Genomic DNA, 24,554 nt, shown 5'->3' on the forward strand with positions numbered 1-24,554 from the left:
GCCACAGATCGTTTTCCTGCCTGGGCAGTCTATTGATCAGGTGCGACCAGTCCGGTCGCCTCAGGTTGGAGACATCGGCGTCCATGGCTATCAAGCATTTCGATCATCACGAAGCGATCTCGTCTGCCGTTCCGGCTGAACAGGGTTTTGAAGCGGTCATCGCCGTCAAGGCGCGGCGCGATGACGCCCGCCCGACCTTTCACAAGGTCGCTACCGAACGGCATTTCGATCTGGCCTCGGAAGCGGAAGAAGCCGCTGATGCCGCGCTCAATCGGGTGACGGAAATCGGCGAGAACGATGAGCTTCTCTGGGACGAGCAGGCCGTCTGATGAAGAGAGACCAGGAGCAGGGCGAAGAACCCCGACAGACCCAGGAATCCACTCCGGAAGATCCGGAGCTGAGTCGTGAAGAAGAGGAGGATGTCGGCGAGAGTCAGCTGCCTCGCGCGGTGGTTCTCCACGAGATCATCCGCACCCAGGGTGATCATGAACTGGAGCGGACGATCGCGGCGTTGTTCTGGTCGGCACTAGCGGCCGGTTTGACCATGGGCCTGTCGTTGATGGCGATGGGATTGCTCAATGCCAACCTCCCCGAGGGTGGCTACAGCAAGGTTATTGCCAGCTTTGGCTATTCGGCCGGCTTTCTGGCGGTGATCCTGGCTCGTCAGCAGCTGTTCACCGAAAACACGCTTACGGCAGTCCTGCCGGTGATGAGCGAACCAACGCTGCACAACTTTGGCCGTCTGGCCAGGCTGTGGAGCATCGTGTTGGTGGGCAACCTGATCGGTACCATCTTGGTGGCCTATGTGGTACTCCACCTGCCGCTGTTCGACGCCAAGACCGACGCGAAATTTCTGGAAATCGGCACCCATGTCATGGAGAACGACGCCTCGGCGATGTTTGCCAAGGGCATAGTGTCGGGCTGGATGATCGCTACCATGGTCTGGATGCTGCCAGCAGCAGAGAACGCCAGGATCTGGATCATCGTGCTCATCACCTACCTGATGGCCCTGGGTGACTTCACCCACATCGTGGTGGGTAGCGTCGAGGTGGCCTATCTGGTCTTTGCAGGTGAGGCGAGCTGGAGCGATTTCCTGCTGACCTTTGCCGGACCGACCTTGGCCGGTAACATCGTCGGCGGTAGCCTGATCTTCGCGCTGATCAGCCACGCCCAGGTGCGTAGCGATACCTGAACGCAAAAGGGCCGGCAAATTGCCGGCCCTTCGCAGTGATCAGGCAGCTGCCGCGATCACTCGTCGTCGTTCAGCTGACCCATGGCGGTGGTGTTGAAGCCACCGTCGACGTAGAGGATCTCGCCGCTGATGCCCGACGCCAGGTCGGAGCAGAGGAAGGCGCCGGCATTGCCGACTTCGTCGATGGTCACATTGCGACGCAGGGGCGTCTGACGCTCGTTGGCGGCCAGCATCTTGCGGAAGCTCTTGATGCCCGAGGCGGCCAGGGTGCGGATGGGACCGGCGGACACGGCGTTGACGCGGGTGCCTTCCGGGCCGAGGCTGCCGGCCAGGTAACGGACACCGGCCTCGAGGCTGGCCTTGGCCATGCCCATGACGTTGTAGTTGGGCATGGTGCGCTCGGCGCCCAGGTAGGACAGGGTCAGCAGGCTGCCGTTACGGCCGCGCATCATCTCGCGACCGGCCTTGGCCAGGGCGACAAAGCTGTAGGCGCTGATGTCGTGGGCGATCTTGAAGCCGTCACGGGTGGTCACGGCGGTGAAGTCGCCGTCCAGCTGGTCGCCCGGGGCGAAGCCGACCGAGTGGACGATGCAGTCCAGACCATCCCACTTCTTCGCCAGCTCGGCGAACACGGCTTCGATCTGGGCGTCGTCGGCAACGTCGCAGGGGAAGCACAGCTCGGGATTGGAACCCCAGCCCGCGGCGAATTCTTCGACGCGACCCTTGAGCTTCTCGTTCTGGTAGGTGAAGGCCAGCTCGGCGCCTTCGCGGTGCATGGCCGCGGCGATGCCGGAGGCGATGGACAGCTTGCTGGCGACGCCGACGATGAGAACGCGCTTACCGGCGAGAAATCCCATGGTTTTTTCCTCTTCTGTGTTGATTCCCGGGCAGCAGCCTTGGGCTGAGGTCCGGGTTGGGCAGGGCTCTGCGCAGGTCAGAGCGAGATCTTGGCCTGACTCCGCTAGGGGTCAGGCACGGGTGGGGCGGTAAGGTAGCAGGTCGATACCCGGGACAAAAGCGCTGGTTGACCGCTGCGGTGAGCGGTCGCGCCTCAGTTGAGGAACAGCGTCAGGGTCTGACCGGGGGTCAGGGCGGAGGCGATGCGCGGATTCCAGTCCTGCAGCGCCTGCACGCCGATGTTGTAGCGCTTGGCGATCTGGTAGAGCGAATCGCCCGCCTTGACCCTGTAGTAGGTGGGCGCGGCCTTGGCGGTCTTGGTCGCCTTGGCGGCGGCCTGGGTGGTCTTGACGGTATAGGACGCCGGCATCGCCACGGCGGAGGCGCTGCTGCTGCCCGTGCCGTGCAGCTTCAGGGTCTCGCCGACCTTGAGGCCGCGCTTGCCGAGATCGTTCCAGCGCTTGAGGTCGGCCAGCTCCACCTCGTTGGCCCGGGCGATGGACCAGAGGCTGTCGCCGGTGCGGACCTTGTAGGTGCGCACCACGGGCTCTTCGGCCACGGCGATGGTTTCCAGCGGTGTCGTGGTCTTGCCGGTCTCGCGGCGCGGGATCATCAATTCCCGGCCTGCGGACAGGCGGCTGCTGCTACTGAGCTTGTTGAGGGCGGCGAGCTGCTCGACGCTCACGCGATTGCGCTTGGCCACGCTGCGCATGGTATCGCCGCGGCGCACCCGGTATTCCTGCCACTGCACCACGGCGTCGGGGGTGATGTTGGGCAGGGTCGCAACCAGGCGCTTGGCCTTTTCCGCCGGCACCAGCAGGTGCTTGGGGCCGTCCATGGTGACGCGCTGGGTGTAGGCGGGATTCAGGCGATAGAGTTCGTTTGCATCCAGGTCCGCAAGCTCGGCCACCCGGGCCAGGTCCAGGTGCTGCTTGATGTCCACCACTTCGAAGTAGGGCTCGTCCGGGATGGATTCCAGGGCCAGGCCGTAAGCGTCCGGGTTGCGCACGATCTGGGAGACGGCGAGCAGCTTGGGCACGTAGTCCTGGGTTTCCGGCGGCAGCGACGACAGATTCCAGTAGTCGGTGGGCAGGCCCAGCGACTGGTTGCGCTCGATGGCGCGGCTGACCGTGCCTTCGCCGGCGTTGTAGGCGGCCAGCGCCAGCAGCCAGTCGCCGCCGAACATGTCGTGCAGCTTGCTCAGGTAATCCAGGGCGGCATTGGTCGAGGCGGTGATGTCGCGGCGACCGTCATAGAAGCGGGTCTGGCGCAGATTGAAGTACTTCCCCGTAGTGGGGATGAACTGCCACAGCCCGGAGGCGGCGCTGCGTGAGAGGGCATTGGGGTTGAAGGAGCTTTCCACCACCGGCAGCAGGGCCAGTTCCAGCGGCATGTTGCGCTCTTCCAGGCGCTCGACGATGTAATGCAGATAGGGCGCACCACGACTGCAGGACTGCGCAAGGGCGGCTTCGTGGCTGGCGTACCAGAGGCGCTGGCGATCGATGCGCGGGTTGGTGCCGTTGTCGCCGGCGCCCTGCAACTGATAGCCGTCCCGTACCCGGTCCCAGATGTCGCCACTGGTCGCTGCCGCGGTCGGCGCCTTGCGCAGCCATTCCGGCGGGCGCTGGATCTTGCTGGGCGTCATGTGCAGATCGGCCTGGTAGGCACGATTGTCGGGCTGCTGATTGCTCTGACAGCCGGCGAGGAAGACGGCGAGGCAGAGCGCCGAGACTTTGAAGGAGGTGGCCAGCACGTCTATTTCGCGGGTTTTCGGCGTCGCTGGCGGCATCGGTCTGGGCTTTCCGGGAGCTGAAGGATGGGCGATTCTAGGAACCGCATCCCGGGGGGTCAAGGAACAACCCCTTGGCCTGTGACCTGTACGACGACCGAAAACCCTGGGTTTCAGCGCTCTGGCAGGATCTGGGCAATAGGTGTCAGAACGTGTCCTTCCAGCCGCGCAAGGCGGCGAAATAGGTATCCTCCGACGCCTCGGCCGGCACCGCGCGTTCTTCCTGCAGGCGTTGGCGCACGCTGCTTTCGCCGGTTCTCAGGAAGGGGTTGATCTGGCGTTCGCGGCCCAGGCTGGAGGGCAGGGTGGGGCGCTCGGCGTTCCTGAGTCGCCGGGTCTCGGCCAGGGCCTCCCGGACCGCGACATTGTCCGGCTCCACTGCCTCGGCGAAACGCAGGTTGTTCAGGGTGTATTCATGGCCACAGTAGATTTCGGTGGCGTCCGGCAACTCGGCCAGGCGCTGCAGCGAGCCGAGCATCTGGCTGGGCGTGCCTTCGAAGAGGCGGCCACAGCCGGCCGAGAAGAGGGTATCGCCGCTGAACAGCAGGGGCCGCTCGCCAGGGACATGGAAGGCGATATGGCCGGCGGTATGGCCAGGCACGCGCAGGACTTCGAAGCGGGCGCCCAGCACCTCCAGTTGCTGGCCGTCGGTGAGCGGCAGATCGACCGCGGCGATGCGCTCGTCGGCTGGCGCGCTGACCCGGGCGCCGCTGCGCTGCTTCAGGGCGGCGATGCCACCGGTGTGGTCGTTATGATGGTGAGTGATCAGGATGTCGGAGAGACGCCAGTCCGGATGGGCGTCGAGCCAGGCCAGGACAGGGGCGGCATCGCCGGGATCGACCACGACCGCCTGTCTTGTCGCGGCGTCCTTGATCAGCCAGATGTAGTTATCGTTGAAAGCGGGCAGCGGAAGGATGTCGAACATGGATGGGCTCTCTGGTCGGACGGCTGGCCCCTAGGGTAGCAGTCGGTGGAAGGGCTTAGGCTTCAGTATGAGAGGACCAGACGATGCACGATGAATTCTCCGCCCAGGTCGATCCGCGCTGGCTGAAATTGATGAGCTCGGCACGGGAATGGCTGGCCGGCCCGCTGGGCCAGTTGCTGCTGGAGCAGGAGCGGGTGCTGATCGATGAAGAGCTCAAGCGTCACTTCGGCAGCTATCTGATCCATTACGGTCCGCACCCCGAGGCGCCGGCCAATTGCGGCCAGCTCCGCCATGCGGTGCGCATCGGTCCGCCGCTGGGAGATGTCGACATCGTCTGCGAGGAGGGCGCCTGGCCGCTGGGTGAGCACGCCGCCGACGTGGTCCTCCTGCAACACGGTCTGGACTTCTCCCTGGCGCCCCATCGGCTGTTGCGCGAAGCGGCTCTGAGCGTGCGCCCGGGCGGGCATCTGGTGGTGGTGGGCATCAATCCCTGGAGCCTCTGGGGCATGCGCCATTACCTGGCCCGGGATGCCCTGCGCAAGGCCCGTTGTTTCGGCCCCAGCCGGGTCGGCGACTGGCTCTCGGTACTGGGCTTCGCGCTGGAGAAACGTCGCTTCGGGTGTTATCGTCCGCCGCTTTCATCCCCCAAGTGGCAGCAGCGGCTGGCCTGGATGGAGCAGGGCGAGGCCGAACCCAACTGCGAACAGGCGGCGGGGGCGGGCTTCTATCTGCTGTCGGCGCGCAAGCTGATGTTCGGCCTGCGCCCCGTGCCCCAGGCGCGCAAGGAACCGCGTGGCAAGCTGGTGCCCATGCCGGTGGCCAAGATCAGCCGCCGCGAATCGAGTGAATCCAATGAGTGACGACATCGTCGAGGTCTTTACCGACGGCGCCTGCAAGGGCAATCCCGGCCCGGGCGGCTGGGGTGCCTTGCTGAAATTCAAGGGTGCGGAGCGCGAGCTCTGGGGTGGCGAAGCCAACACCACCAACAATCGCATGGAGCTGATGGCGGCCATCCAGGCGCTGGCGGCGCTCAAGCGCCCCTGCCAGATCCGCCTGACCACCGACTCCGAGTACGTGATGAAGGGCATCACCCAGTGGCTGGTGAACTGGAAGAAGCGCGGCTGGCAGACCGCCGCGCGCCAGCCGGTGAAGAATGCCGAATTGTGGCAGGCCCTGGACGAGCAGGTTCAGCGCCATCAGGTCGAGTGGCGCTGGGTGCGCGGCCATACCGGCCATCCCGAGAACGAGCGGGCCGACCAGTTGGCCAACCGCGGTGTCGATGAAGTCCGGCAGGCCAAGCAGGCCGCCAAGGCGTAACCAGCCAAGAGGTTAGCGATGAGATACGTAGTTCTGGATACCGAAACCACCGGCATGCCGGTGACCGATGGCCATCGAATCATCGAGATCGGTGGGGTGGAGGTCATTGGCCGGCGACTGACCGGGCGGCACTTCCATGTCTATCTCAATCCGGATCGGCAGATCGACGAAGGCGCCATCGCGGTCCACGGCATCACCGACGAATACGTGGCCGACAAGCCGCGCTTCGCCGAGATCGCCGACAGCTTCTTCGAATTCATCGAAGGCGCCGAACTGGTCATCCACAACGCACCCTTCGACGTGGGCTTCATCAACATGGAGTTCGCCCGGCTGGGCGCCCATCCCGAGCGGGCCGACATCACCCAGCACTGCTCGGTGCTCGACACGCTGGTCATGGCGCGTGGTCGGCATCCCGGGCAGCGTAACAGCCTGGATGCGCTCTGCAAGCGCTATGGCGTAGACAACTCCAACCGCGAGCTGCACGGCGCCCTGCTGGACGCCGAGATCCTCGCCGACGTCTACCTGGCCATGACCGGTGGCCAGACCAGCCTGTCGCTGGCCGCGCACGGCCAGGAAGGCAATGGCGATGGCAACTACGTCGTGCCGATCAGGCGGCTGCCGGCCGATCGCCAGCGCACGCGCGTGATCAACGCCAGCAGCGCTGATCTCGATGCCCATGCGGCGCGGATGGCGGCCATCGAGAAGAGCTGTGGCCGGACCCCGCTCTGGCTGGCGGGCGCCGGAGCCGAATAACGCCTTCCTCCCTTCTCCCCAGCGCCCGGTCAGTGCCTGACCGGGCGTTCGCGTTCGTCCGAATAAGCTGAAAGACCTCACAATTTTCAGCTATCGTTCAACTAAGATGCTGCAGGCTGGTCATTTGAGCCCGCATGAAGCCTCGAATTTCGAATTGCGCGGAACTTTCTTGGTTCCTGAAAATCATATGACGATTCGGAATTATCGCTTCGCTTTTGTGGATTTACAGGTCTAGCGTTCCAGAGCAAGGTTCCCTGGCGTGGCGTGAGGTCGAATCCCCGTCCGCCTGGAATGATTAGTGTGGCCCGGTCAGGAAGACGCAGGTACCTAGGCTCCAGTTGGAATAGCAAGCCTTTCTTCCCGTTTTAAAATGGCGTTGGCGAGGTTGTAATGGCGCAGGAGGCGTAAGGCACTATGGTGACCGGAGCAAGAGCTTTGAGCTTGGTCCGCGAACAGCTGTTCGCGACCATAGAGGAAGCTGAATCCCATCTTGAACGATTCATCGTCGAGCGGCACTGCAGCAGCCTGTTGCAGCGCGCGGTCGAGAGTATCGGCCAGATTCGCGGCGCCCTGACGCTGATCGAGCTGGCAGGCGCCCAGTTGCTCGCCCATCAGACGCTGCAGATTGCCAACGACATCCCGGCCGGCGCCGGTCCCGAGCATGACGAGCACCTCATGGCGATCTGCCGTGGGCTGCATGTCCTGCGCCGCTATCTCGAACAGCTGCGCAGCGGCCAGGACGAGATGCCCGAATTGCTGCTGCCGGCGATCAATGCCCTGCGCCTGGCGGGCGGCGAACCCGAACTCCCGGAAAGCTATTTCTTCAGCGTCCGCCTCGATCAGCGCCCGCTGATCAGCGCCACCACGCGCCTTGGCCTGCGCGAGCGTCAGGCCCAGGCACGCCGGATGCGCCAGATGTACCAGGTCGGCCTGCTGGGCTTCCTGCGCGACGTCAATGGCGTGGCCAGTCTGCGCCTGATGGCGCGGGCGCTAGAGCGCTCCGCGGCGCTGCTGCACGATCAGGTCGGCGGCTACCTGCCCTGGGTCGCCGCGGCTACCGTCGAGGGCTTCGCCCAGGGTCGCCTGACCGCCACCCGTGAACGCAAGCAGCTGTTCGCCCGGGTCGATCGCGAATTGCGCCAGATGCTGGGTAACGAATTGCACGAGCCCGCGCGCAGCACTCTCAAGGAGTTGCTGTATCTGCTGGCGCTGGCCGGTGTCGAGGGCGCCCATCCACAGGAAGTCATGAATGCCTACGGTTTCGAGCGACTCGGTTTCACCGACGCCCAGCTCGAAGCCGGCAAGAAGCGTCTCGCCGGTCCGGGCCATGCCGTGATGCATTCGCTGTCGGCCGCCATCCGCGAAGAGCTGGAGACGGTCAAGGACCTGATAGATCTCATTGAAACCGAGTTGCGCAACGGCGCCGAGCAGAATCGGCTGCCACGCTCCGACAACTTCTCCCGGCTGTATGTCCAGGTCGGCCTGCTCGGCAAGACGCTGGAGATGGTTGGCCAGGAGAATGCCGGCCAGGTCCTGCAGCAGTGCCTGCCGAACATCTCCCAGTTCCGCGACAAGTCCCTGGTGCTGGACGATCTCGCGCCCCTGGCCGATGCCCTGCTGCTGGTGGAAAGTCTGCTGGGCCAGCCCGAAGGGCAGGGCTCGCTGATCGACGTGCCGCTGGAAGCCGATGGCGTCCAGGTCAGTGTCGCCAATTACCAGTTGGGCGAAGCCCAGGCGCTGTTGCATCGGGAAGCCTACAAGGGCCTGACCGACGCCAAGCGCGCCATCGGTGCCTTCCTTGATTCGCGGGGCGACGCCCTGCACCTGGCCACCGTGCCCGCGCTGCTGGATACCGTCCGCGGGGCGTTGTTCTTCCTGGGCAATCCCCGGGCGGCCGAGCTGGTGCGTGCCTGCACCGGTTACATCCAGCGCTGCCTGATCGAAGGCGGCCAGGCCTGTGAGCCGGCGACCCTCGAGGTGCTGGCGGATGCCCTCAGCAGCATCGAATTCTTTGTCGAAAGCGGTGGCACCGAGAGTCAGGACGGTACCCCGGAAATCCTCGATATCGCCGCGCAAAGCATTCGCGCCCTGGGCTGGACGTCGGCTGCGGCATGAGTGCCTGGCAGCCCGGCTGGTTCCAGACCGCCCAATCCTCTGGCGGTTGGCTGGTCGTCCATAGCGGCCAGGCGTTTCTGACCTCGGGTGCGGACGTGCTCTTCGCCAGCGACGATTCGCGGGTGCAGGGATTCGAAGGAGAGCGCCACGGCCTTGGCCAGTGGCAGGCCCAGCCGGTCACCCTGCTCGAACTGGACACCCCGCCGAACATCGAGGGCTGCGTCTGGCAACCCTTGCGGCCGCTGATGCTGCAATCGCCCCATGCGCTGTTCAAGTTGCTGGGCTATGCCAATCAGATCGGGACCTGGGCACGCCAGCATCGCTTCTGCGGACAGTGCGGTACCCGCACCTTCGCCCTCGATGGCCAGCGCGGCCTCAAATGCCCGAATTGCCAGCTCACCCAATATCCGCGCCTGTCGCCGAGCATGATCGCCCTGGTCACGCGCGGCGACGAGGTACTACTGGCGCGGTCGCCCCGTTTCGCGCCCGGGGTCTTCAGCACCCTGGCCGGCTTCGTCGAGCCGGGCGAGTCGGCGGAGGCCTGCGTGCACCGGGAGATCATGGAAGAGGTGGGCGTTTCGGTCACCAACCTGCGCTACCAGGGCAGCCAGAACTGGCCCTATCCGCATTCCCTGATGCTGGGCTATCACGTCGATTACCTGGGCGGCGACATCCGGTGCCAACCGGATGAAATCGAAGATGCCCGCTGGTTCCACCTGCGCGAGTTGCCGACGCTGCCGCTGGCCTTTTCCATCTCGCGCTTTCTGATCGATTGCTATCGGGTCGAGCGCCTAGGCGGCGCTGAACCAGTGCTGCCAGATTAGCTTGACGGTCAGCGCCAGCACGACGCAGATGAACACCGGGCGGATGAACTTGGCGCCGCCGGCGATGGCGCTGCGCGCGCCCAGGTAGGCCCCGAGGGTCAGCGACAGACCCATGGTCAGCCCCAGCACCCAGAGCACCTGTCCCAGGGCGATGAACATCACCAGGGCGACCCCGTTGCTGACGAAATTCATGGTGCGCGCCACGCCGCTGGCCTTGAGCAGATCCAGGGGATAGAGCAGCAGGCTGCTGACCGTCCAGAAGGCGCCCGTACCAGGCCCGAACAGGCCGTCGTAGGCACCCAGCGTCAGGCCCTGGGGCCATTGGCGCCGTTGCGGCACGGGCGCATCGCTGAGCACCGGTGCCTTGGGCGTGCCGCCGAACAGCAGATAGAGGGCGCAGCTGAACACCACGACCGGCAGCAGCTGATTGAGGAAGTCCGCGGAGAGATGGTGGGCCACCAGGGCGCCGATCCCCGCACCGAGGGCGGTAGCCAGCAGCGCATGCCGCCACTGACGGGGATGGAACAGCTTGCGGCGGTAGAAGGTGTAGGCGGCGGTAGCGCTGCCAAAGGTCGAGCTGAGCTTGTTGGTGCCGATCGCCAGATGGGGCGGCACGCCGGCCATCAGCAGCGCCGGCACCGTGAGCAGGCCGCCCCCGCCGGCGATGGCGTCGATGTAACCGGCGAGGAAGGCGACCCCGGCGAGCAGCGTCAAGGTCATGGGGTCCAGGGCGAATTCGAGCATGAGGGTAGGGCGCCAGGTGGAACGGGGGCGCCATCATGCATCAGACGCGCAGCCGTCACCACCTGCGGGCGACCTCGATCAATCCAGGGCGGGGAAGGGCAATCCGACGTAGTTTTCCGCGAGAGTGGTGCGACCCGCTCTGGAATCGAGCAGCGCCTGGAGTTCGGCGTCCTGCACCCGCTGGGTGAAGGCATCGGTATCCGGAAAACGGTGCAGGGCGGTGGTCATCCACCAGGAGAAGCGCACTGCCGCCCAGATCCGCTTCAGGCAGAGCGCCGAGTAGCGTTCGAGGCAGCTGGCGTCGCCGTTGCGATAGGCGCGTTCCAGCAGCAGGTGCAGATTGCGCACGTCGCCCAGGGCCAGGTTGAGTCCCTTGGCGCCGGTGGGCGGGACGATATGGGCGGCATCGCCGACCAGGAACAGCCGGCCGTATTGCATGGGTTCGACCACATAGCTGCGCAGCGGGGCGATGCTCTTTTCCAGCGAGGGACCGGTCACCAGCTGGGCCGCCGTCTCGGCCGGCAGGCGCGCCTTGAGTTCCGCCCAGAAACGCTCGTCCGACCAGTTCTCCACCGCGTCCCCGGCTTCCACCTGCAGGTAGTAACGACTGCGGGTCGCGGACCTCATGCTGCATAGCGCGAAGCCACGTGGGTGATTGACGTAGATGAGTTCGTCGGCGGCAGGCGGGGTGTCGCTCAGCAAGCCCAGCCAGCCGAAGGGATAGACCCGCTCGTATTCGGTGAGCACGCCGTCCGGGATGCTGCGGCGCGAAACGCCATGGAAGCCGTCGCAGCCGGCGATGTAATCGCAGTCGATGCGCAGCGTCTCACCGGCGACCTGGCAGGTGACATGAGGGCGCTCGCCTTTGAGTTCGTGGGGCTGGACCTCGCTGGCCTGGTAAAAGGTAGGGGCGCCGCTGGCCTGGCGGGCGGCCATCAGGTCGCGGGTCACCTCGGTCTGGCCATAGACGGTGACGCAGCGTCCGCCCAGCAGATCGTTCAGGTCCAGTCGCTCGCGCTGGCCGTGGATGGCGAACTCCACACCTTCATGCACCTGGCCTTCCTGTTCCAGCCGCCCGGCGACGCCGGCCTGGCGTAGCAGATCGACCGTGCCCTGTTCGAGCACGCCGGCACGGATGCGGCTGAGTACGTGGTCGGCGCTCTGGCGCTCGACGATGACGTTGTCGATACCCGAGCGGGTGAGCAGCTGGCCCAGCAGCAGTCCGGAAGGGCCCGCGCCGATGATGACGACTTGGGTGCGCATGGAGTCTGTCCTCTTGTCTGGCGTGATCGCCGTTTATTATGGGGCTCCGGTATTTTTGGACGGTTTTCGCCGGTATCGACAGCGACCTTTGCGATACTTTCTGGTACTTTTCAATGATTCGTGCGGCTATCGCCCAGGGACTGACGATGACCACTGCCTTGCCACCCATCTTCAAGCTGTATGGCGAGGCCCAGGCCTGGCCAGCGCCGGACCTGCTGCACTGCGAAACCATCGAGAGTCGCAGTCGGCTGCATGCCTGGCATATCGAAACCCATCGTCATGCGGATCTCGCGCAGCTGCTCTATGTGCGCCAGGGCGGGGTGCGCCTGCAGCTGGAAGACTGGCAGGGCGAAAGGACCGGGCCGCTGCTGGTGGTGCTGCCGGTGTTGTGCGTGCATGCCTTCGAATTCGAGCCTTCCGTGGAAGGCTTCGTGGTCACTCTGCCGGTACCTCAGGTGGAGCGCCTGAAGCAGCGTTGCCAGAGGACCGGGCAGGGACTGTTCCTGGCGGCCGGGTGCCTGGACCTGAGCGGACCCGACGCCCCCTGGATCGACCAGTTGATCGGTCAGCTCGTCGCCGAATACGAGGGCCACAAGCCCGGTCGCGAGGTCATGCTCGAAGCCCTGCTCGACAGCCTGGCGATCTGGCTGTTGCGGCAGCATCGGCCCGAACAGGGCGCGACCCTGCCACGACGCGCCGAACAGCACCTGGGACGCTTTCTGGCGCTGGTGGAGCAGCACTATCGCGAGCACTGGAGCCTGGGGAGCTACGCGGCGGCGCTCGGGATCTCGGGAGTACACCTGAACGGCCTCTGCCGGCAGATGGCCGGTGCCTCGGCGCTGGCCATCGTGCACCAGCGCCTGCTGCTGGAGGCGCGCCGCACCCTGACCTACACCCAGGCATCGGTGGGCGAGATCGCCGATGCCCTGGGCTTTGCCGATCCGGCCTACTTCGCCCGCTTTTTCCGCCGCGGCACCGGCCAGAGTCCGCTCAGTTATCGCCGTCTTGCGGGCCAACAGCCGCCGAGCTGAGGGGCAGGGGATCGGCTGCCAGGGTTTCGCCGACACGCGTGGCCAGGGCGTCGAGATTGAAGGGCTTGGTGATCAGGGTCATGCCGGGATCGAGATAGCCTTCCAAGTGGGCCCCCTCGGCATAGCCGGTGGCGAACAGTACCTTGAGGCCGGGCCGGCGCTGCCGCGCGATCTCGGCCAGCTGGCGACCGTTCATGCCCGGCAGGCCGACATCGGACAGCAGCAGGTCGATGAGACGGCCGCTTTCCAGCAACGGCAGGGCGCCGCGCGCGTCTTCGGCCTGCAGGGTCGCGTAGCCCAGTTCGCGCAGCAGATCCACCACCATCTGCCGGACCACGGGTTCGTCTTCCACCACCAGCACGGTCTTGCCGGCGCTATGAGCGGTGACCGTAGGGGAGGCCAGCCGCGGCGGTTCCACATCGGCGCCCAGGTAGCGGGGCAGGTAGAGGCCCACGGTCGTGCCCTGGCCGGGCAGGGAGTCGAGCCGGACATGCCCCTTGGACTGCTTGGCGTAGCCGTAGATCATCGACAGCCCCAGGCCGGTGCCCTGGCCGATGGGCTTGGTGGTGAAGAAGGGGTCGAAGGCGCGTGCCATGACCTCGGGTGGCATCCCGGTGCCGTTGTCCGTCACCAGCAGCGCCACATAGTCACCGGCGCTCACGGCGTCCAGGCCATTGCCACTGTCGCTGAGATAGACATTGCGCGTCTCGATGCGGACGGTGCCGCCATGGGGCAGGGCATCGCGGGCATTGATGACCAGGTTGAGCAGGGCGCTTTCCAATTGGTGGGCATCGGTGAGCGCCTGCCACAGTCCGGCGTCCAGATCGAGCTGCAGGACGATATCGCCGCGCAGACTGCGTAGCAGCAGCTCCTCCATGGAGCGCACGCAGTCGTTGACGTGAATGGGCTGCAGATCCAGCGCCTGGCGCCGGGAAAAGGCCAGCAACCGCTGGGTGAGGGCGGCCGCGCGCTGGGCGGAGGTCAGCGCCGAGTGCAGATACTGGTCGAATTTGTCCTGGCGACCGGCCTTCTGGTGCCGCTGCAGCATGTCGAGACTGCCCATGATGCCGGTCAGCAGATTGTTGAAGTCGTGGGCGATGCCACCGGTGAGCTGACCCACAGCTTCCATCTTCTGCGCCTGGCGCAACTGCTCCTGCAGCTCCTGCTGCTCGGTGACGTCGCGCCCCACGGCGTAGATCAGCTCGTCTTCGGCGCTGGCGGTCCAGTCGAGGATGCGATAGCTGCCATCGCGGCCACGCAACCGCGCCCTGAGAGTGGCCGAGCCCTGCTGGCGGCCCAGGCTGCGCAGGGTATCGAAGACCTGGCGCTGATCGTCGGGATGGATGAGTTCAGTGAGCTGGATGCTGGCCAGATCGGTCTCACGCCGTCCCAGCAGGCGGGTAGCGGCGCTGTTAACCGTCTTCACCTCGCCATCGGCGCGGCAGATCACCATGAGGTCATGGCTGATGCGCCACATCCGGTCACGCTCGCGGGTGCGCAGTTCGATCTGTTGCTCCAGCTCCTGGCGCGAACGGGTGAGGACCTCCCGCGCATCGACGATGCTCTGGATATCGGTGCAGGTGCCGAACCATTGCTCGATGCGGCCCTTGGCGTCACGCACCGGTTGCGCCCGGCCGAGCACCCAGCGGTAGCGCCCGGAGCGATGCCGCAGGCGGTATTCGATGTGGTAGGGCTCGCCGGTGCTGAGGCTGTGGTGCCAGACCTTCCAGGTGCGCTCCTGGTCGTCCGGGTGGAAGACGTTGGCCCAGCCTTCGCCCTCCGTGGAGCCTTCCGGCACTCCGGTGAATTCGTACCAGCGGTTGTTGAAATAGAAGTGGTGGCCATCGGGGCGGGTGGCCCAGACCATCTGGTCGATGGAGTTGATGATGGCGCGCAGCTGCGCCTCGTTGCGGGCCAGCTCCTGAGCCTGACGGCGATGATTGCTGATGTCGATGAACAGCACCGCGAAACGATCGCCCGGCAGCTTGTGGGCGCGCACCTCGTACCAGTGTTCATGCTGCAGGTGCAGCAGGATGTCGAACTGGGTGAATTCGGCATCGCCGTTCATGAAGTCGACATAGGCGGGCAGCAGGTCGGCTTCCAGCTGCGGCAGGGATTCGCGCAGCGTCCGCCCCAGGACCTGATCCAGGGGGATGCCGGTGAGGGTGGCGAAGACCGGATTGACCTCCAGGAAACGGAAATCCTCCATCCGGCCAGCGGCATCGCGGATCGCCTGGGCCATGTAGAAGCCCTCGCGCATGCCGTGGTACAGCTCCTGCAGCCAGAGATCGCGTTCGGTGATGGCGGCTTCGTTGAGCTTGCGCTCGGTGATGTCGTAGCACACGCCCAGATAGCGGCCGCCGCCCTGGCTGGTCATCAACTGGCCGCGCCGACCGAGCCAGCGCTCCTCGCCGGTGTCGGCACGGCGAATGCGGTATTCGAGATAGTCGAGGGCGTCGTCGTCCGGCGCCGCGGTCAGGGTTCGCAGGCTGGAGACGTCGTCGGGATGCAGCTGCCGGATCAGCTCTTCCAGGGGATAGCTGCGGCTGACCGGCAAGCCCCACAGCTGGCAGAACCCCGAGGACACCAGCAGTCGGGCCTCGCCGGGTAACAGCTCGAAGGTACCGACGCGCCCGACCTCCTGGGCCAGTCGCACCCGCTCCTCGGCTATCAGCTGATCGGTCCCGTCCTGCAGCACATGCACGAAGCCGAGCGGGTCCTCGGCGTCCTTCAGAGCGGTAGTGGCGATCTCCACCCAGCGTGGCGTACCGCCCTGCACCGTGATCCAGCCGGCGCCCTGGCCGTGCTCGTCGACCAGCGCCTGATGCAGGGCGGTGGTCAGGAAGGCGGCGTCCCGACCCGACGTCAGCAGATCAGCGAAGCGCTGGCCCCGGGCTTCGCTGGCCGGCCAGCCACATAGCAGTTCTGCCCCGCGGTTCCAACGCTCGATGCGCCCGTCGCGGTCGGTGATGACCAGAGCGTGGGAGGTCAACTGCAAAAGCGCCTGCTGTTCGAGCAGAGAGGTCGACATGCGGGGATTCCATTCAGCGAGCGGGCGTGTGACGGGCGTTACCTAGGCTTCGATACCCTCGCTCAGCTGGACGTTCAAACTGCGCAGGGCATTCCAGTACTCAGGATAGGTCTTGCCGACGCATTCGGGGTCCAGAATGCGGATGCCTGCCACCTTCAGGCCGGCCAGGGCGAAGCACATGGCGATCCGGTGGTCGGCGTGGGTCTCGATCACGGCATCGGTCCGGGTACCGGCCAGGGCAGGGTCGGCCGCCACCAGCAGGTCGTCACCCTCGACGCTGGCGAGACCGGCGCGAATGGCGTTGAGGCCGTCGTGCAACGCCGCCACCCGGTCGCATTCCTTCACGCGCAAATTGGCCAGGCCCACGAAGCGCACGGGGGTTTCGTTGAAGGCTGCCAGGACCGCCAGGGTAGGAATGGCATCCTGCATCTGCGAGCCGTCGATGACCGCCGGCAGTCGAGGGAAGGCGGCGATGTGGTCGTGGGCCTTGGCATCGGGCTGGGTGAAGGCGTCGTCGGCCACCCCCAGGTCGATGGTCCCGCCGGTGAGGGCCTGGGCCGCCCAGAGATAGGTGGCGGCGGAGGCGTCCGGCTCGATGAAGTAATCCCGTGCGACGTAGCCGGTCGGGGCGACCCGCCAGGTGGCGGCGTCCAGCTGCTCGACCTGGGCGCCGAAGGCGCGCATCGCCTCGACGGTCAGGTCGACATAGCCGCGGGCACCGATGTCGCTGCCGCGCAGGGCGACGTCCACCGGTTCGCTGCCGAGCGCGGCCAGCATCAGCAGGGCGGAGACATACTGGCTGGACAGGCCGGCATCCACCTCGAAGCGGCGCGCGGTGAGACGGCCCTGGCCGGTAACGGTCACCGGCGGGCAGCCGCTCGGCGCCTCCACCTGGATGCCATTGGCGCTCAGGGTCTCCAGCAGGGGACCGATCGGCCGCTTCTGCATATAGGCGTCACCGGTCAGGGTGACGGCGCCGTCAACGGTGGCCACCGCCGCGGTCAGGAAGCGCACCGCCGTGCCGGCATTGCCGAGAAACAGCGGTGCTTCCGGTTGCTGCAGGCGCCCGGAGCTGGTCACCACGAAGGTGGTGGCGTCGGGTTCGTCGACGGTGACACCCATCTGCCGCAGCGCCTCGGACATGTGCCGGGTGTCATCGCTCTTGAGAGCGCCGGTCAGGCGGCTGGTGCCCTTGGCCAGCGCTGCCAGCAGCAGGGCGCGGTTGGTGATGGACTTGGAACCGGGTGGGGCGACCCGTCCATGCAGCGCGACGTTGGGCGGGGTGACGGTGATGTAGGGTCTGGCGGACATGGGGGCTCCAAGCAACTTCGCGACGGCCACAACGGCGGATCGTAATGGGGGCGCCATGATGCCATTTCAGACCGCCCAGGCCAAAGCACCCGTACTTTAATACCACCCCTATAGGGACCGTGGCTTTCACCTAATACCCCTATTGTCACGAACAGGTCATCAAGGCGGGGTAGTGCTAGCCTTTTTCCGCCAGAGGCCGTTGCCATGTCCCTTATCCGTCCCGATCGTCGTCGCGTTCTGCAAGGCCTGGGTGCCACGCTGCTGTTGCCCGCACTGGGCCAGCGAACCTGGGCCGCACCAGCAGGGCGCCCGGGAATACCCGATGGGGTCCAGGCGGGGGATGTCACCGGCGGGCAGGCGCTGATCTGGAGTCGGACGGATCGTCCGGCGCGGCTGCTGGTGGAGTGGGATACCCAGGAGAGCTTTCGCTCCTTGCGCAAGGCGGCAGGCCCCGTCACCACGGCGGCCCAGGACTACACGGCCCGCATCGACCTGTCCGGGCTGCCGGCCGATCAGCACATTTTCTACCGCGTGCGCTTCGAAGACGTAGACAGCGGCGCGCTCAGCGAGCCCGTCATCGGCCACCTGCGCTCGGCGCCCAGTCAGCGCGGCGATATCCGCTTCGTCTGGGGCGGCGACACCGTAGGGCAGGGCTTTGGCATCAACCCCGACATCGGCGGCATGCGCATCTACAACGCCATGCGCGAGCGGCGGCCGGACTTCTTCCTGCACAGCGGTGACACCATCTATGCCGACGGCCCGGTCCCGGCCCAGCTGACGGTGGAAGAGGGACGCATCTGGCGCAACCTCACCACCGAGGCCAAGAGCAAGGTGGCGGAAACCCTGGACGAATTCCGCGGCAACTATCGTTACAACCTGATGGACGCCCACCTGAAGAGATTCAACGCCGAGGTGCCCCAGGTGTGGCAGTGGGACGACCACGAGACCACCAACAACTGGTCGCCGAGCAAGACGCTGGACGATCGCTACCGGGTCAAGGACATCAATGTCCTGAGCGGTCGGGCCCGCCAGGCCTTCCTGGAATACGCGCCCATGCGGGGCGTCTCGGCCGACGGGGCAGGGCGCATCTATCGACGGATCGCCTATGGCCCCCTGCTGGATGTCTTCGTGCTGGACATGCGCAGCTATCGCGCCGGCAATGACAGCAATCTGGGTAGCGAGGAGGGCGGCCAGGGCGCCTTTATGGGTCAGGAGCAACTCGACTGGCTGAAAAAGGAGCTGCAGGCGTCCAAGGCGACCTGGAAGGTGATCGCGGCCGATATGCCCATCGGGCTGCAGGTCCCGGATGGCAAGGACGCACAGGGCCAGGCGCGCTGGGAGGCGATCGCCAATGGCGATCCCGGAGCCCCCAAGGGGCGCGAGCTGGAAACGGCCGACCTGCTGCGCTTCATTGCCCGGCAGGGGATCCGCAATACCGTCTGGCTTACCGCGGACGTGCATTACTGCGCCGCGCACCACTATCACCCGGACAGGGCGGCCTTCCAGGATTTCGAACCCTTCTGGGAATTCGTGGCGGGGCCGCTGAACGCCGGCAGCTTCGGTCCCAACCCGCTGGATGCCACCTTCGGGCCCGAGGTGGTGTTCCAGAAGGCGCCGCCCCAGGCCAACACCTCACCGCTGAGCAACTTTCAATTCTTCGGGGAGGTGGAGATCGACGGCAAGACCGCCGAATTGCAAGTCACCCTCAGGGATCAGGACGGCCGTCCGCAATTTACCCAGAAGCTGCAGCCCCTAAATAGCAATACCACCCCTATAGTATAGGTACATTTAATGATAACCCTCTGCACAGCTATCAAGAAGAGGCCCAAGTTCTTGTAAATGCTACAATCTGGTGGATATCAGGTTGGAGTTGGCCATGCACGAAGACATCAAGAGCGCGTTCGAAGACCTCAAGCGGAGCATCGCCATCTTCAATGAACGCTGGCCCGGGAAGGTGATAGCTGCCCGGGTCTGGCGGCTGCCGCTGCTGGCCCAGCAGCGGGTGCCTGACCACATCGCGGCGGAGTCCTTCGAGGGTAGCGCCGCGGTGGAACTCACCCGTGATGCCTTACTGGCCTTCCATCTGCAACCCGGCCAGGCACCGGGTACGGTCAGCCGACTGCCCGGTTATATCGCCCTGGCCGAGCCGCTGATGGAGGAGATCCTGGCCATCAATAGCTGCAAGGCCGCCTTCAGCGCGGCGATCGAGCAGACACGCCTGGAGCTGGAGCTGGCGCCGGAGGCGCGGCCCCGCATCATGCGCAAGGCCCTGGGTGGCGCCTTCAATACCAAGCAGCTGACCCGCAAGGTGCATGGCTTTCCCGATCCGGTCCGGCAGCTGACCTTTACCTGGGCCGGGCACACCGCGGGAGGAGAGCGGGTCAAGGTGGCCAAGGTGCGCGAGCAACTCAAGACCCTGGCCATGGCCCGTGCCGACCGGGAGCGGATCGCCCTGGATCGCACCCCGGAATGGCAGGAACACCAGGCGCTCAATCGCATGGCGGACGATGACATCCTGGTCCGCCACAAGAAGATCGCGCCGCATCCGCGGGCGATGCTCTGGTTCGGCGAGGAGAGTCGCTATGACGCCATGATCCACGCGAACCTGCCGGTGTTCGTGGTACCGGCTCAGGACGGCATGCAGGTCGTCGATCTGCGCGATTTCGACCGGACTCAGCGCGGGGCACTGCGACCCGACATCAAGCCGCGTCGCGAGGTGCTGGCCACGCGGTTGCTGTATCTGCCCACCGACAACCCGGAACGGCCCGCCGCCCAGCGCAACAACGAAGCGACGCTCAAGCGCTCGACCTACAGTCGCTGAGCCCCGATGACGTTACCGAGCGGGTGGATGTCGTAACCAGATCCTTCATGGCCGAGTGAAAAGGTAACGAAATCCTCCGCAACAGTTGCCTGCACGCCAGCCTCGAATCAGCGAAGCCCAGCATTTTCAACGACTTATGAATGTTGGCACGGCGAGTGCTTTATTACTGGCACAAGAACAACAAGATGCGCCGCTAACCGCCCACAACAAGAACAAGACGGCCAAGGCTCGCGAACCGATCATTTTGGAACGCTCCAGAGCAACCAAAGTAATCTGTTCACTTCCCACGTCGTTGGTGGGGCGTACTAAAGATCGATGACGTCGACGTCCGACAACAAAAACAAGAGGACAGCAGACGTACTTGAACAGGGGAGCCTCAGGGCTCCCTTTTTTCATGCCTGCAAAAAAGTCGCTGGAGGGCAGGTAATGGCCCCTGGCACAGCGCTCAGCACTCTGCTCGTGGTCCTCGCAGTACGATTTACCGTCTGGCTTTGGCGCATCGGGCATCCGTGATCTATCGTGAGCGCAGCCCATCCGCCATGGATACCTGTCATGACCCTTGCGAAGACCCTGCCTGCCCATTGGCTGAACGAGCCGACGCGCTGGTCCGATACGGACGGCCTGCTGCATATCAGCACCGATCGCGAGACCGACTTCTGGCAGAAGACCCAATACGGCTTCGAACGTGACAGCGGACATTTCCGGGGTTATGCGGCCGGCGCGGACTTCACCGTGCAGGTGCGGATCACCGGGACCTTTACCGAGCTGTACGACCAGGCCGGCCTGATGGTGCGGCAGGGCAGCGAGCGCTGGTGCAAGACCGGGCTCGAGATCAACGATGGCATCGCCCATCTGGGCAGCGTCCTCACCCTGGGGCATTCCGACTGGGCCCTCGGGCCGATGCCTGATGCGGTCAGGGGATTCTGGCTGCGCATGACGCTGCACGCCGAGGTGCTGCGCCTCCAGTATTCCCTGGATGGCCAGACCTGGCCGCTGTTGCGGCTGTGCCGCTTCGCGAGCGAAGAGGGCGCGGCGCTGCAGGTCGGGCCCTATTGCTGTTCGCCGCAGCGCGAGGGCCTGGAGGTCAGCTTTGCCGACCTGCAGATCGGGCCGGCGATCGTCAAGGAACTGCACGACCTGAGCTGACCGCGCGGCGATCAGCTCATCCAGTTGCCGCCGTCGACGTTGTAGGTCTGGGCCACCACGAAGTCGCTGTCACTGGACGCCAGGAACAGCGCCATGCCGACCAGGTCCTCGGCGGTTCCCATCCGGCCGTAGGGCACGGCTTCGCCGACCAGGCGCTTCTTCTCGCCCAGCGGTCGTTGCTCGTAATGGGCGAAGAGGGCGTCCACACCTTCCCAATGCTCGCCATCGACCACGCCCGGGGCGATGGCATTGACGTTGATGCGGTGCTTGATGAGGCCGAGGCCGGCCGACTGGGTCAGGCTGATCACCGCCGCTTTGGTCGCGCAATAGACGGCCACCAGGGCTTCGCCGCGGCGACCGGCCTGACTGGCCATGTTGATGATCTTGCCGCCATGCCCCTGGGCGATCATCTGCCGGGCAGCGGCCTGCAGGGTGAAAAGGGGGCCGGCCACGTTGATGGCGAACAGCCGGTCATAGCTTGCCCGCGAGATCTCGACGATGGGTGCCAAGTCGAACAGGGCGGCATTGTTGACCAGGATGTCGAGCTTGCCGGCGGTAGCGACCACCTGGGCGATGGCCGTGTCGATGGAGGCCTGGTCAGTGACGTCCATGGCCAGGGCGTAGGCACGCTCGCCCAGTTCCTCGGCCGTTTCGCGGGCTCTTTCGATGTTGATGTCGGCGATGGCCACCGTCGCGCCTTCCCTGAGGTAGGCCTGGGCGAAGGCCTTGCCGATCCCGCGCGCGGCACCGGTGATCAGGGTGCTTTTTCCTTCCAGTCTGTTCATGGTCTTGGCTCCAATCGAGAGAAGCCGACCGCGCGGTCGGCTTCTTGGGGTAGAAAGGGATTACTTGAGATAGCCCGCGCGTTTCATCTCGCGGGTCGTCGAGGTCTGGGCCGCGCTGAGGGCCTGTTCGACGCTCATCTGGCCGGTGAGGGCAGCCGAGAACAGCTTGCCGACCGAGGTGCCGATGGCCTGGAATTCGGGAATGGTCACGTACTGGATGCCGACATAGGGCACCGGCTTGGCCGAGGGATGGGCCGGGTCGGCGTGCTGCATCATCTCCAGGGTGATCTTGGCGAAGGGCGCAGCGCTCAGGTAGGCCTGGCTGTAGGTGGACTGGCGAGTGCCCGGCGGGACGTTGGAGATGCCATCCTGCTCGGCCACCAGCTGGATGTATTCCTTGGACGTCGCCCAGGTGATGAAGGTCTTGGCCGCCTCCTTGTGCTTGGCGCTCGCCGGGATCGCCAGTGACCAGGCATACAGCCAGGACGAGCCCTTGTCGGTGACCTCATGGGGCGAGGCGGCGAAGCCGACCTCGTCCGCCACCTTGCTCTGGCTCTTGTCGGTGGTGAAGGAACCGGCGACGCTGGCATCCACCCAGAGCGCGCACTTGCCGCTGTTGAACAGGGCCAGGTTCTCGTTGAAACCGTTGCTGGAAGCCCCGGGCGGGCCGTACTTCTTCATGTTGTCGACATAGAAGTTGGCCGCTGCCGTCCACTCGGGACTGGTCAATTCGGGGTGCCACTGCTCGTCGAACCAGCGCGCGCCGAAGGCGTTGCCCATCAGACTGAGCAGCGCGACGTTTTCCCCCCAGCCGGCCTTGCCCCTCAGGCAGAGGCCGTATTGCTCCTTGTCCGGCTGGTTGAGCTTGCTGGCGAACGCGGCGAGTTGCGACCAGGTCGGCTTGTCGGGCATCTGCAGGCCGGCGGCCTTGAACAGGTCCTTGCGGTAGTAGGTGACGGTGCTTTCGCCATAGAACGGCAGGGCATAGAGATGGTTGTTGACCGACAGCCCCTGGCGGACTGCCGGGAAGATGTCTTCGACGTCATAGCTGGCAGGCAGGTTGTCGAGCGGCTCCAGCCAGTTCTTGGCCCCCCAGAGCGGGGTTTCGTAGGTGCCGATGGTCAGGACATCGAATTGGCCACCACCGGTAGTGATGTCGGTGGTCAGCCGCTGCCGCAGCACGTTTTCTTCGAGCACCACCCAGTTGAGCTTGATGTCGGGGTGCTGTTGTTCGAACACCTGAGACAGCCGCTGCATGCGCACCATGTCACTGTTGTTGACGGTGGCAACGGTGACCGATTCGACGGCCTGGGCAATACCGGTCAACCCGAGACCGGCCAACAGCAGCAAGGCGATAGGGCGCTTCATCTTCTTCTCTCCGTGACTGCCACGATGGGCAGCTTGTTGTTGTTATGAATGACTGGCCGCCGATATAAATCTGATCTCGACAGCGCAGCTGGAGAGGATTACAACAGCAGGGCCAAGCCGCTGGCTAACCTGGCACTGACCGATTATCGATACATTTTTGACCTAGATCGCCGAGCGCACCGATGTCAAAAAAGCATCGATAGCCAGGCCGGCCGGTGCGGGCCTACAAGAACGAGCAGAGGTGCATCATGAAGGCGACCGCCTTCCTCGAGGCGCGGCCGGCAGAGCTGGAAGTGATCCTTGCCGCGCCCGACCAGAGCTTTCGCTGGTACGAGCACGACTATCCCTACGCCTTGGCGCGCTGGAATCATCATCCGGAATACGAGATCCACCTGATCCGCCAAGGCAGCGGCCGGCTGCTGGCCGGCGACTATGTCGGGCCCTTTGCCGCAGGTCATGTGGCCATGATCGGGCCGGATCTACCGCACGACTGGATCGGTGATCTACCACCCGGCGAGGTGCTCGCTGGCCGTGACGTGGTCATCCAGTTCAACGGCGAACTGTTGCGCTCGCTGAGCGCCGTGGCGCCGGAACTGGGCGATTATCTGCCGTTGCTGGAACAGGCCCGACGCGGCCTGGAGTTCAGCGGCGACACGGCCCGCGAAGCGGCTGCCTTGATCGAGGCGATCGGCCAGGCCCAGGGCGCCGAGCGGCTACTCAGGCTGTTCGCCTTGCTGGGCTTACTGTCCCGGGCGCCGGGAAGCGAGAGGCTCGTCCTGGCCAGTGCCTGTTATGCGCCGGCGCTGGATGCCCGCAGTTCCGCACGGGTGCATCAGGCCTTCGACTATCTGCTGAGCGAACTCACCGAGGATATCCGGCTGCCGGTGATCGCCAGGCGAGTCGGCATGAGTGAGGCGGGGTTTTCACGCTTTTTCAAGAAGGTCACTGGCCACGGCTTCATCGAACTGGCGCGCAAGCTGCGCATCCAGCGAGCCTGTCGGCTGCTGCTGCAGGCGGAGCTGTCCATCGCCGCCATCTGTTTCGAGGTGGGCTATTCCAACCTGTCCAATTTCAACCGGCATTTCCGCAACGAGACCGGACGGACGCCCAGTCAGTATCGCCAGGAGCAGATCGGAACCCGGCGTCAGCAGCCGCATGGGTGAGGGCGGGCGAGGGTGGTCATGCCCTGGGCCGGTAGGCGCTCATAGAGGTAGGCGTACCTGGCCCCGGAGCGCCAGATAC

The 24,554-nt window shown here is 65.2% G+C and carries 21 protein-coding genes; 12 read left to right on the forward strand and 9 right to left on the reverse strand.

What is annotated here, in order from left to right:
* The first annotated feature begins 83 nt into the window (after nucleotides 1-83).
* The gene (locus PSEK12I1_RS0116570) at nucleotides 84-329 is read left to right on the forward strand and encodes a hypothetical protein (RefSeq protein ID WP_027599369.1); all 246 of its coding nucleotides are present in this window, start codon (nucleotides 84-86) and stop codon (nucleotides 327-329) included.
* A complete protein-coding gene (locus tag PSEK12I1_RS0116575; RefSeq protein ID WP_037007038.1) occupies nucleotides 329-1,192 on the forward strand; it encodes a formate/nitrite transporter family protein in 864 nt (287 codons plus the stop codon). The genes PSEK12I1_RS0116570 and PSEK12I1_RS0116575 overlap by 1 nt, the downstream gene beginning before the upstream one ends.
* Nucleotides 1,193-1,248: 56 nt before the next feature.
* Here PSEK12I1_RS0116575 and fabI read toward each other — a convergent pair whose 3' ends face one another.
* The 3 genes from fabI to gloB all read right to left on the reverse strand — a co-directional run bounded on the left by fabI (nucleotide 1,249) and on the right by gloB (nucleotide 4,803).
* On the reverse strand, nucleotides 1,249-2,049 hold the full coding sequence (fabI, locus tag PSEK12I1_RS0116580; RefSeq protein WP_027599367.1) for an enoyl-ACP reductase FabI: 801 nt from the start codon (nucleotides 2,047-2,049) through the stop codon (nucleotides 1,249-1,251).
* A gap of 194 nt (nucleotides 2,050-2,243) precedes the next feature.
* On the reverse strand, nucleotides 2,244-3,878 hold the full coding sequence (locus PSEK12I1_RS0116585) for a lytic transglycosylase domain-containing protein (protein WP_027602276.1): 1,635 nt from the start codon (nucleotides 3,876-3,878) through the stop codon (nucleotides 2,244-2,246).
* 145 nt (nucleotides 3,879-4,023) lie between these two features.
* On the reverse strand, nucleotides 4,024-4,803 hold the full coding sequence (gloB, locus tag PSEK12I1_RS0116590) for a hydroxyacylglutathione hydrolase (RefSeq protein WP_027602277.1): 780 nt from the start codon (nucleotides 4,801-4,803) through the stop codon (nucleotides 4,024-4,026).
* Between the two features lie 83 nt (nucleotides 4,804-4,886).
* Here gloB and PSEK12I1_RS0116595 point away from each other — a divergent pair, with 83 nt between their 5' ends.
* The 5 genes from PSEK12I1_RS0116595 to nudC all read left to right on the forward strand — a co-directional run bounded on the left by PSEK12I1_RS0116595 (nucleotide 4,887) and on the right by nudC (nucleotide 9,812).
* Nucleotides 4,887-5,663: a methyltransferase domain-containing protein gene (locus tag PSEK12I1_RS0116595; protein ID WP_007161712.1), complete on the forward strand. Its 777-nt coding sequence runs from the start codon at nucleotides 4,887-4,889 to the stop codon at nucleotides 5,661-5,663.
* A complete protein-coding gene (rnhA, locus tag PSEK12I1_RS0116600; protein WP_007161713.1) occupies nucleotides 5,656-6,120 on the forward strand; it encodes a ribonuclease HI in 465 nt (154 codons plus the stop codon). The genes PSEK12I1_RS0116595 and rnhA overlap by 8 nt, the downstream gene beginning before the upstream one ends.
* Nucleotides 6,121-6,138: 18 nt before the next feature.
* Complete coding sequence (gene dnaQ, locus PSEK12I1_RS0116605; RefSeq protein ID WP_027602278.1) at nucleotides 6,139-6,873, forward strand: DNA polymerase III subunit epsilon; 735 nt, start codon at nucleotides 6,139-6,141, stop codon at nucleotides 6,871-6,873.
* A gap of 414 nt (nucleotides 6,874-7,287) precedes the next feature.
* Nucleotides 7,288-8,988 carry a hypothetical protein gene (locus tag PSEK12I1_RS0116610; RefSeq protein WP_027602279.1) on the forward strand — a complete coding sequence of 567 codons (1,701 nt, stop codon included), beginning with the start codon at nucleotides 7,288-7,290 and terminating at the stop codon, nucleotides 8,986-8,988.
* Nucleotides 8,985-9,812 (forward strand): NAD(+) diphosphatase, encoded by an 828-nt coding sequence (nudC, locus tag PSEK12I1_RS0116615; RefSeq protein WP_027602280.1) that lies wholly within the window; start codon nucleotides 8,985-8,987, stop codon nucleotides 9,810-9,812. The genes PSEK12I1_RS0116610 and nudC overlap by 4 nt, the downstream gene beginning before the upstream one ends.
* Here nudC and PSEK12I1_RS0116620 read toward each other — a convergent pair.
* Together PSEK12I1_RS0116620 and pobA are read right to left on the reverse strand one after the other, a co-directional pair.
* Nucleotides 9,780-10,556 carry a TSUP family transporter gene (locus PSEK12I1_RS0116620; RefSeq protein ID WP_007161717.1) on the reverse strand — a complete coding sequence of 259 codons (777 nt, stop codon included), beginning with the start codon at nucleotides 10,554-10,556 and terminating at the stop codon, nucleotides 9,780-9,782. The two genes, nudC and PSEK12I1_RS0116620, sit on opposite strands and share 33 nt — an antisense overlap.
* A 78-nt stretch (nucleotides 10,557-10,634) precedes the next feature.
* Nucleotides 10,635-11,819, reverse strand: coding sequence for a 4-hydroxybenzoate 3-monooxygenase (pobA, locus tag PSEK12I1_RS0116625; RefSeq protein WP_027602281.1), 1,185 nt, complete (start codon nucleotides 11,817-11,819; stop codon nucleotides 10,635-10,637).
* Between the two features lie 146 nt (nucleotides 11,820-11,965).
* Between pobA and PSEK12I1_RS0116630 the strand changes: the two genes are divergently transcribed.
* Nucleotides 11,966-12,850 carry a helix-turn-helix domain-containing protein gene (locus PSEK12I1_RS0116630; protein ID WP_037007124.1) on the forward strand — a complete coding sequence of 295 codons (885 nt, stop codon included), beginning with the start codon at nucleotides 11,966-11,968 and terminating at the stop codon, nucleotides 12,848-12,850.
* On the opposite strand, the gene PSEK12I1_RS0116635 is transcribed toward PSEK12I1_RS0116630, so the two are convergent.
* Both PSEK12I1_RS0116635 and aroA read right to left on the reverse strand, forming a co-directional pair.
* Complete coding sequence (locus PSEK12I1_RS0116635) at nucleotides 12,810-15,881, reverse strand: hybrid sensor histidine kinase/response regulator (RefSeq protein WP_027602283.1); 3,072 nt, start codon at nucleotides 15,879-15,881, stop codon at nucleotides 12,810-12,812. The genes PSEK12I1_RS0116630 and PSEK12I1_RS0116635 overlap by 41 nt on opposite strands.
* Nucleotides 15,882-15,923: 42 nt before the next feature.
* Nucleotides 15,924-17,192 (reverse strand): 3-phosphoshikimate 1-carboxyvinyltransferase, encoded by a 1,269-nt coding sequence (gene aroA, locus PSEK12I1_RS0116640; RefSeq protein ID WP_027602284.1) that lies wholly within the window; start codon nucleotides 17,190-17,192, stop codon nucleotides 15,924-15,926.
* A gap of 204 nt (nucleotides 17,193-17,396) precedes the next feature.
* Here aroA and PSEK12I1_RS0116645 point away from each other — a divergent pair, with 204 nt between their 5' ends.
* From PSEK12I1_RS0116645 to PSEK12I1_RS0116655, 3 genes are all read left to right on the forward strand, one after another.
* Nucleotides 17,397-18,974: an alkaline phosphatase gene (locus PSEK12I1_RS0116645; RefSeq protein WP_027602285.1), complete on the forward strand. Its 1,578-nt coding sequence runs from the start codon at nucleotides 17,397-17,399 to the stop codon at nucleotides 18,972-18,974.
* Between the two features lie 94 nt (nucleotides 18,975-19,068).
* Nucleotides 19,069-20,013: a DNA replication terminus site-binding protein gene (locus PSEK12I1_RS0116650; protein WP_027602286.1), complete on the forward strand. Its 945-nt coding sequence runs from the start codon at nucleotides 19,069-19,071 to the stop codon at nucleotides 20,011-20,013.
* A 552-nt stretch (nucleotides 20,014-20,565) separates the two neighbouring features.
* Nucleotides 20,566-21,159, forward strand: a complete 594-nt coding sequence (locus PSEK12I1_RS0116655; protein WP_027602287.1) for a DUF1349 domain-containing protein — start codon at nucleotides 20,566-20,568, stop codon at nucleotides 21,157-21,159.
* Between the two features lie 11 nt (nucleotides 21,160-21,170).
* Here the strand turns inward: PSEK12I1_RS0116655 and PSEK12I1_RS0116660 are convergent, their stop codons facing one another.
* Together PSEK12I1_RS0116660 and PSEK12I1_RS0116665 are read right to left on the reverse strand one after the other, a co-directional pair.
* Nucleotides 21,171-21,944 carry an L-iditol 2-dehydrogenase gene (locus PSEK12I1_RS0116660; protein ID WP_027602288.1) on the reverse strand — a complete coding sequence of 258 codons (774 nt, stop codon included), beginning with the start codon at nucleotides 21,942-21,944 and terminating at the stop codon, nucleotides 21,171-21,173.
* A gap of 60 nt (nucleotides 21,945-22,004) precedes the next feature.
* Nucleotides 22,005-23,312: a sugar ABC transporter substrate-binding protein gene (locus PSEK12I1_RS0116665; protein ID WP_027602289.1), complete on the reverse strand. Its 1,308-nt coding sequence runs from the start codon at nucleotides 23,310-23,312 to the stop codon at nucleotides 22,005-22,007.
* 248 nt (nucleotides 23,313-23,560) lie between these two features.
* Here PSEK12I1_RS0116665 and PSEK12I1_RS0116670 point away from each other — a divergent pair, with 248 nt between their 5' ends.
* On the forward strand, nucleotides 23,561-24,475 hold the full coding sequence (locus tag PSEK12I1_RS0116670; RefSeq protein ID WP_037007042.1) for an AraC family transcriptional regulator: 915 nt from the start codon (nucleotides 23,561-23,563) through the stop codon (nucleotides 24,473-24,475).
* Nucleotides 24,476-24,554 lie beyond the last annotated feature (79 nt).

The organism is Pseudomonas sp. MOIL14HWK12:I1 (assembly GCF_000510705.1).
Classification (GTDB): Bacteria; Pseudomonadota; Gammaproteobacteria; order Pseudomonadales; family Pseudomonadaceae; genus Chryseomonas; species Chryseomonas oryzihabitans.

Excerpts from the sequence above, each read along its gene's own strand:
- PSEK12I1_RS0116570 (WP_027599369.1), top strand. The coding sequence starts at position 84 with ATGGCTATCAAGCATTTCGATCATCACGAAGCGATCTCGTCTGCCGTT.
- PSEK12I1_RS0116575 (WP_037007038.1), top strand. The coding sequence starts at position 329 with ATGAAGAGAGACCAGGAGCAGGGCGAAGAACCCCGACAGACCCAGGAA.
- fabI (WP_027599367.1), bottom strand. The coding sequence starts at position 2,049 with ATGGGATTTCTCGCCGGTAAGCGCGTTCTCATCGTCGGCGTCGCCAGC.
- PSEK12I1_RS0116585 (WP_027602276.1), bottom strand. The coding sequence starts at position 3,878 with ATGCCGCCAGCGACGCCGAAAACCCGCGAAATAGACGTGCTGGCCACC.
- gloB (WP_027602277.1), bottom strand. The coding sequence starts at position 4,803 with ATGTTCGACATCCTTCCGCTGCCCGCTTTCAACGATAACTACATCTGG.
- PSEK12I1_RS0116595 (WP_007161712.1), top strand. The coding sequence starts at position 4,887 with ATGCACGATGAATTCTCCGCCCAGGTCGATCCGCGCTGGCTGAAATTG.
- rnhA (WP_007161713.1), top strand. The coding sequence starts at position 5,656 with ATGAGTGACGACATCGTCGAGGTCTTTACCGACGGCGCCTGCAAGGGC.
- dnaQ (WP_027602278.1), top strand. The coding sequence starts at position 6,139 with ATGAGATACGTAGTTCTGGATACCGAAACCACCGGCATGCCGGTGACC.
- PSEK12I1_RS0116610 (WP_027602279.1), top strand. The coding sequence starts at position 7,288 with ATGGTGACCGGAGCAAGAGCTTTGAGCTTGGTCCGCGAACAGCTGTTC.
- nudC (WP_027602280.1), top strand. The coding sequence starts at position 8,985 with ATGAGTGCCTGGCAGCCCGGCTGGTTCCAGACCGCCCAATCCTCTGGC.
- PSEK12I1_RS0116620 (WP_007161717.1), bottom strand. The coding sequence starts at position 10,556 with ATGCTCGAATTCGCCCTGGACCCCATGACCTTGACGCTGCTCGCCGGG.
- pobA (WP_027602281.1), bottom strand. The coding sequence starts at position 11,819 with ATGCGCACCCAAGTCGTCATCATCGGCGCGGGCCCTTCCGGACTGCTG.
- PSEK12I1_RS0116630 (WP_037007124.1), top strand. The coding sequence starts at position 11,966 with ATGACCACTGCCTTGCCACCCATCTTCAAGCTGTATGGCGAGGCCCAG.
- PSEK12I1_RS0116635 (WP_027602283.1), bottom strand. The coding sequence starts at position 15,881 with ATGTCGACCTCTCTGCTCGAACAGCAGGCGCTTTTGCAGTTGACCTCC.
- aroA (WP_027602284.1), bottom strand. The coding sequence starts at position 17,192 with ATGTCCGCCAGACCCTACATCACCGTCACCCCGCCCAACGTCGCGCTG.
- PSEK12I1_RS0116645 (WP_027602285.1), top strand. The coding sequence starts at position 17,397 with ATGTCCCTTATCCGTCCCGATCGTCGTCGCGTTCTGCAAGGCCTGGGT.
- PSEK12I1_RS0116650 (WP_027602286.1), top strand. The coding sequence starts at position 19,069 with ATGCACGAAGACATCAAGAGCGCGTTCGAAGACCTCAAGCGGAGCATC.
- PSEK12I1_RS0116655 (WP_027602287.1), top strand. The coding sequence starts at position 20,566 with ATGACCCTTGCGAAGACCCTGCCTGCCCATTGGCTGAACGAGCCGACG.
- PSEK12I1_RS0116660 (WP_027602288.1), bottom strand. The coding sequence starts at position 21,944 with ATGAACAGACTGGAAGGAAAAAGCACCCTGATCACCGGTGCCGCGCGC.
- PSEK12I1_RS0116665 (WP_027602289.1), bottom strand. The coding sequence starts at position 23,312 with ATGAAGCGCCCTATCGCCTTGCTGCTGTTGGCCGGTCTCGGGTTGACC.
- PSEK12I1_RS0116670 (WP_037007042.1), top strand. The coding sequence starts at position 23,561 with ATGAAGGCGACCGCCTTCCTCGAGGCGCGGCCGGCAGAGCTGGAAGTG.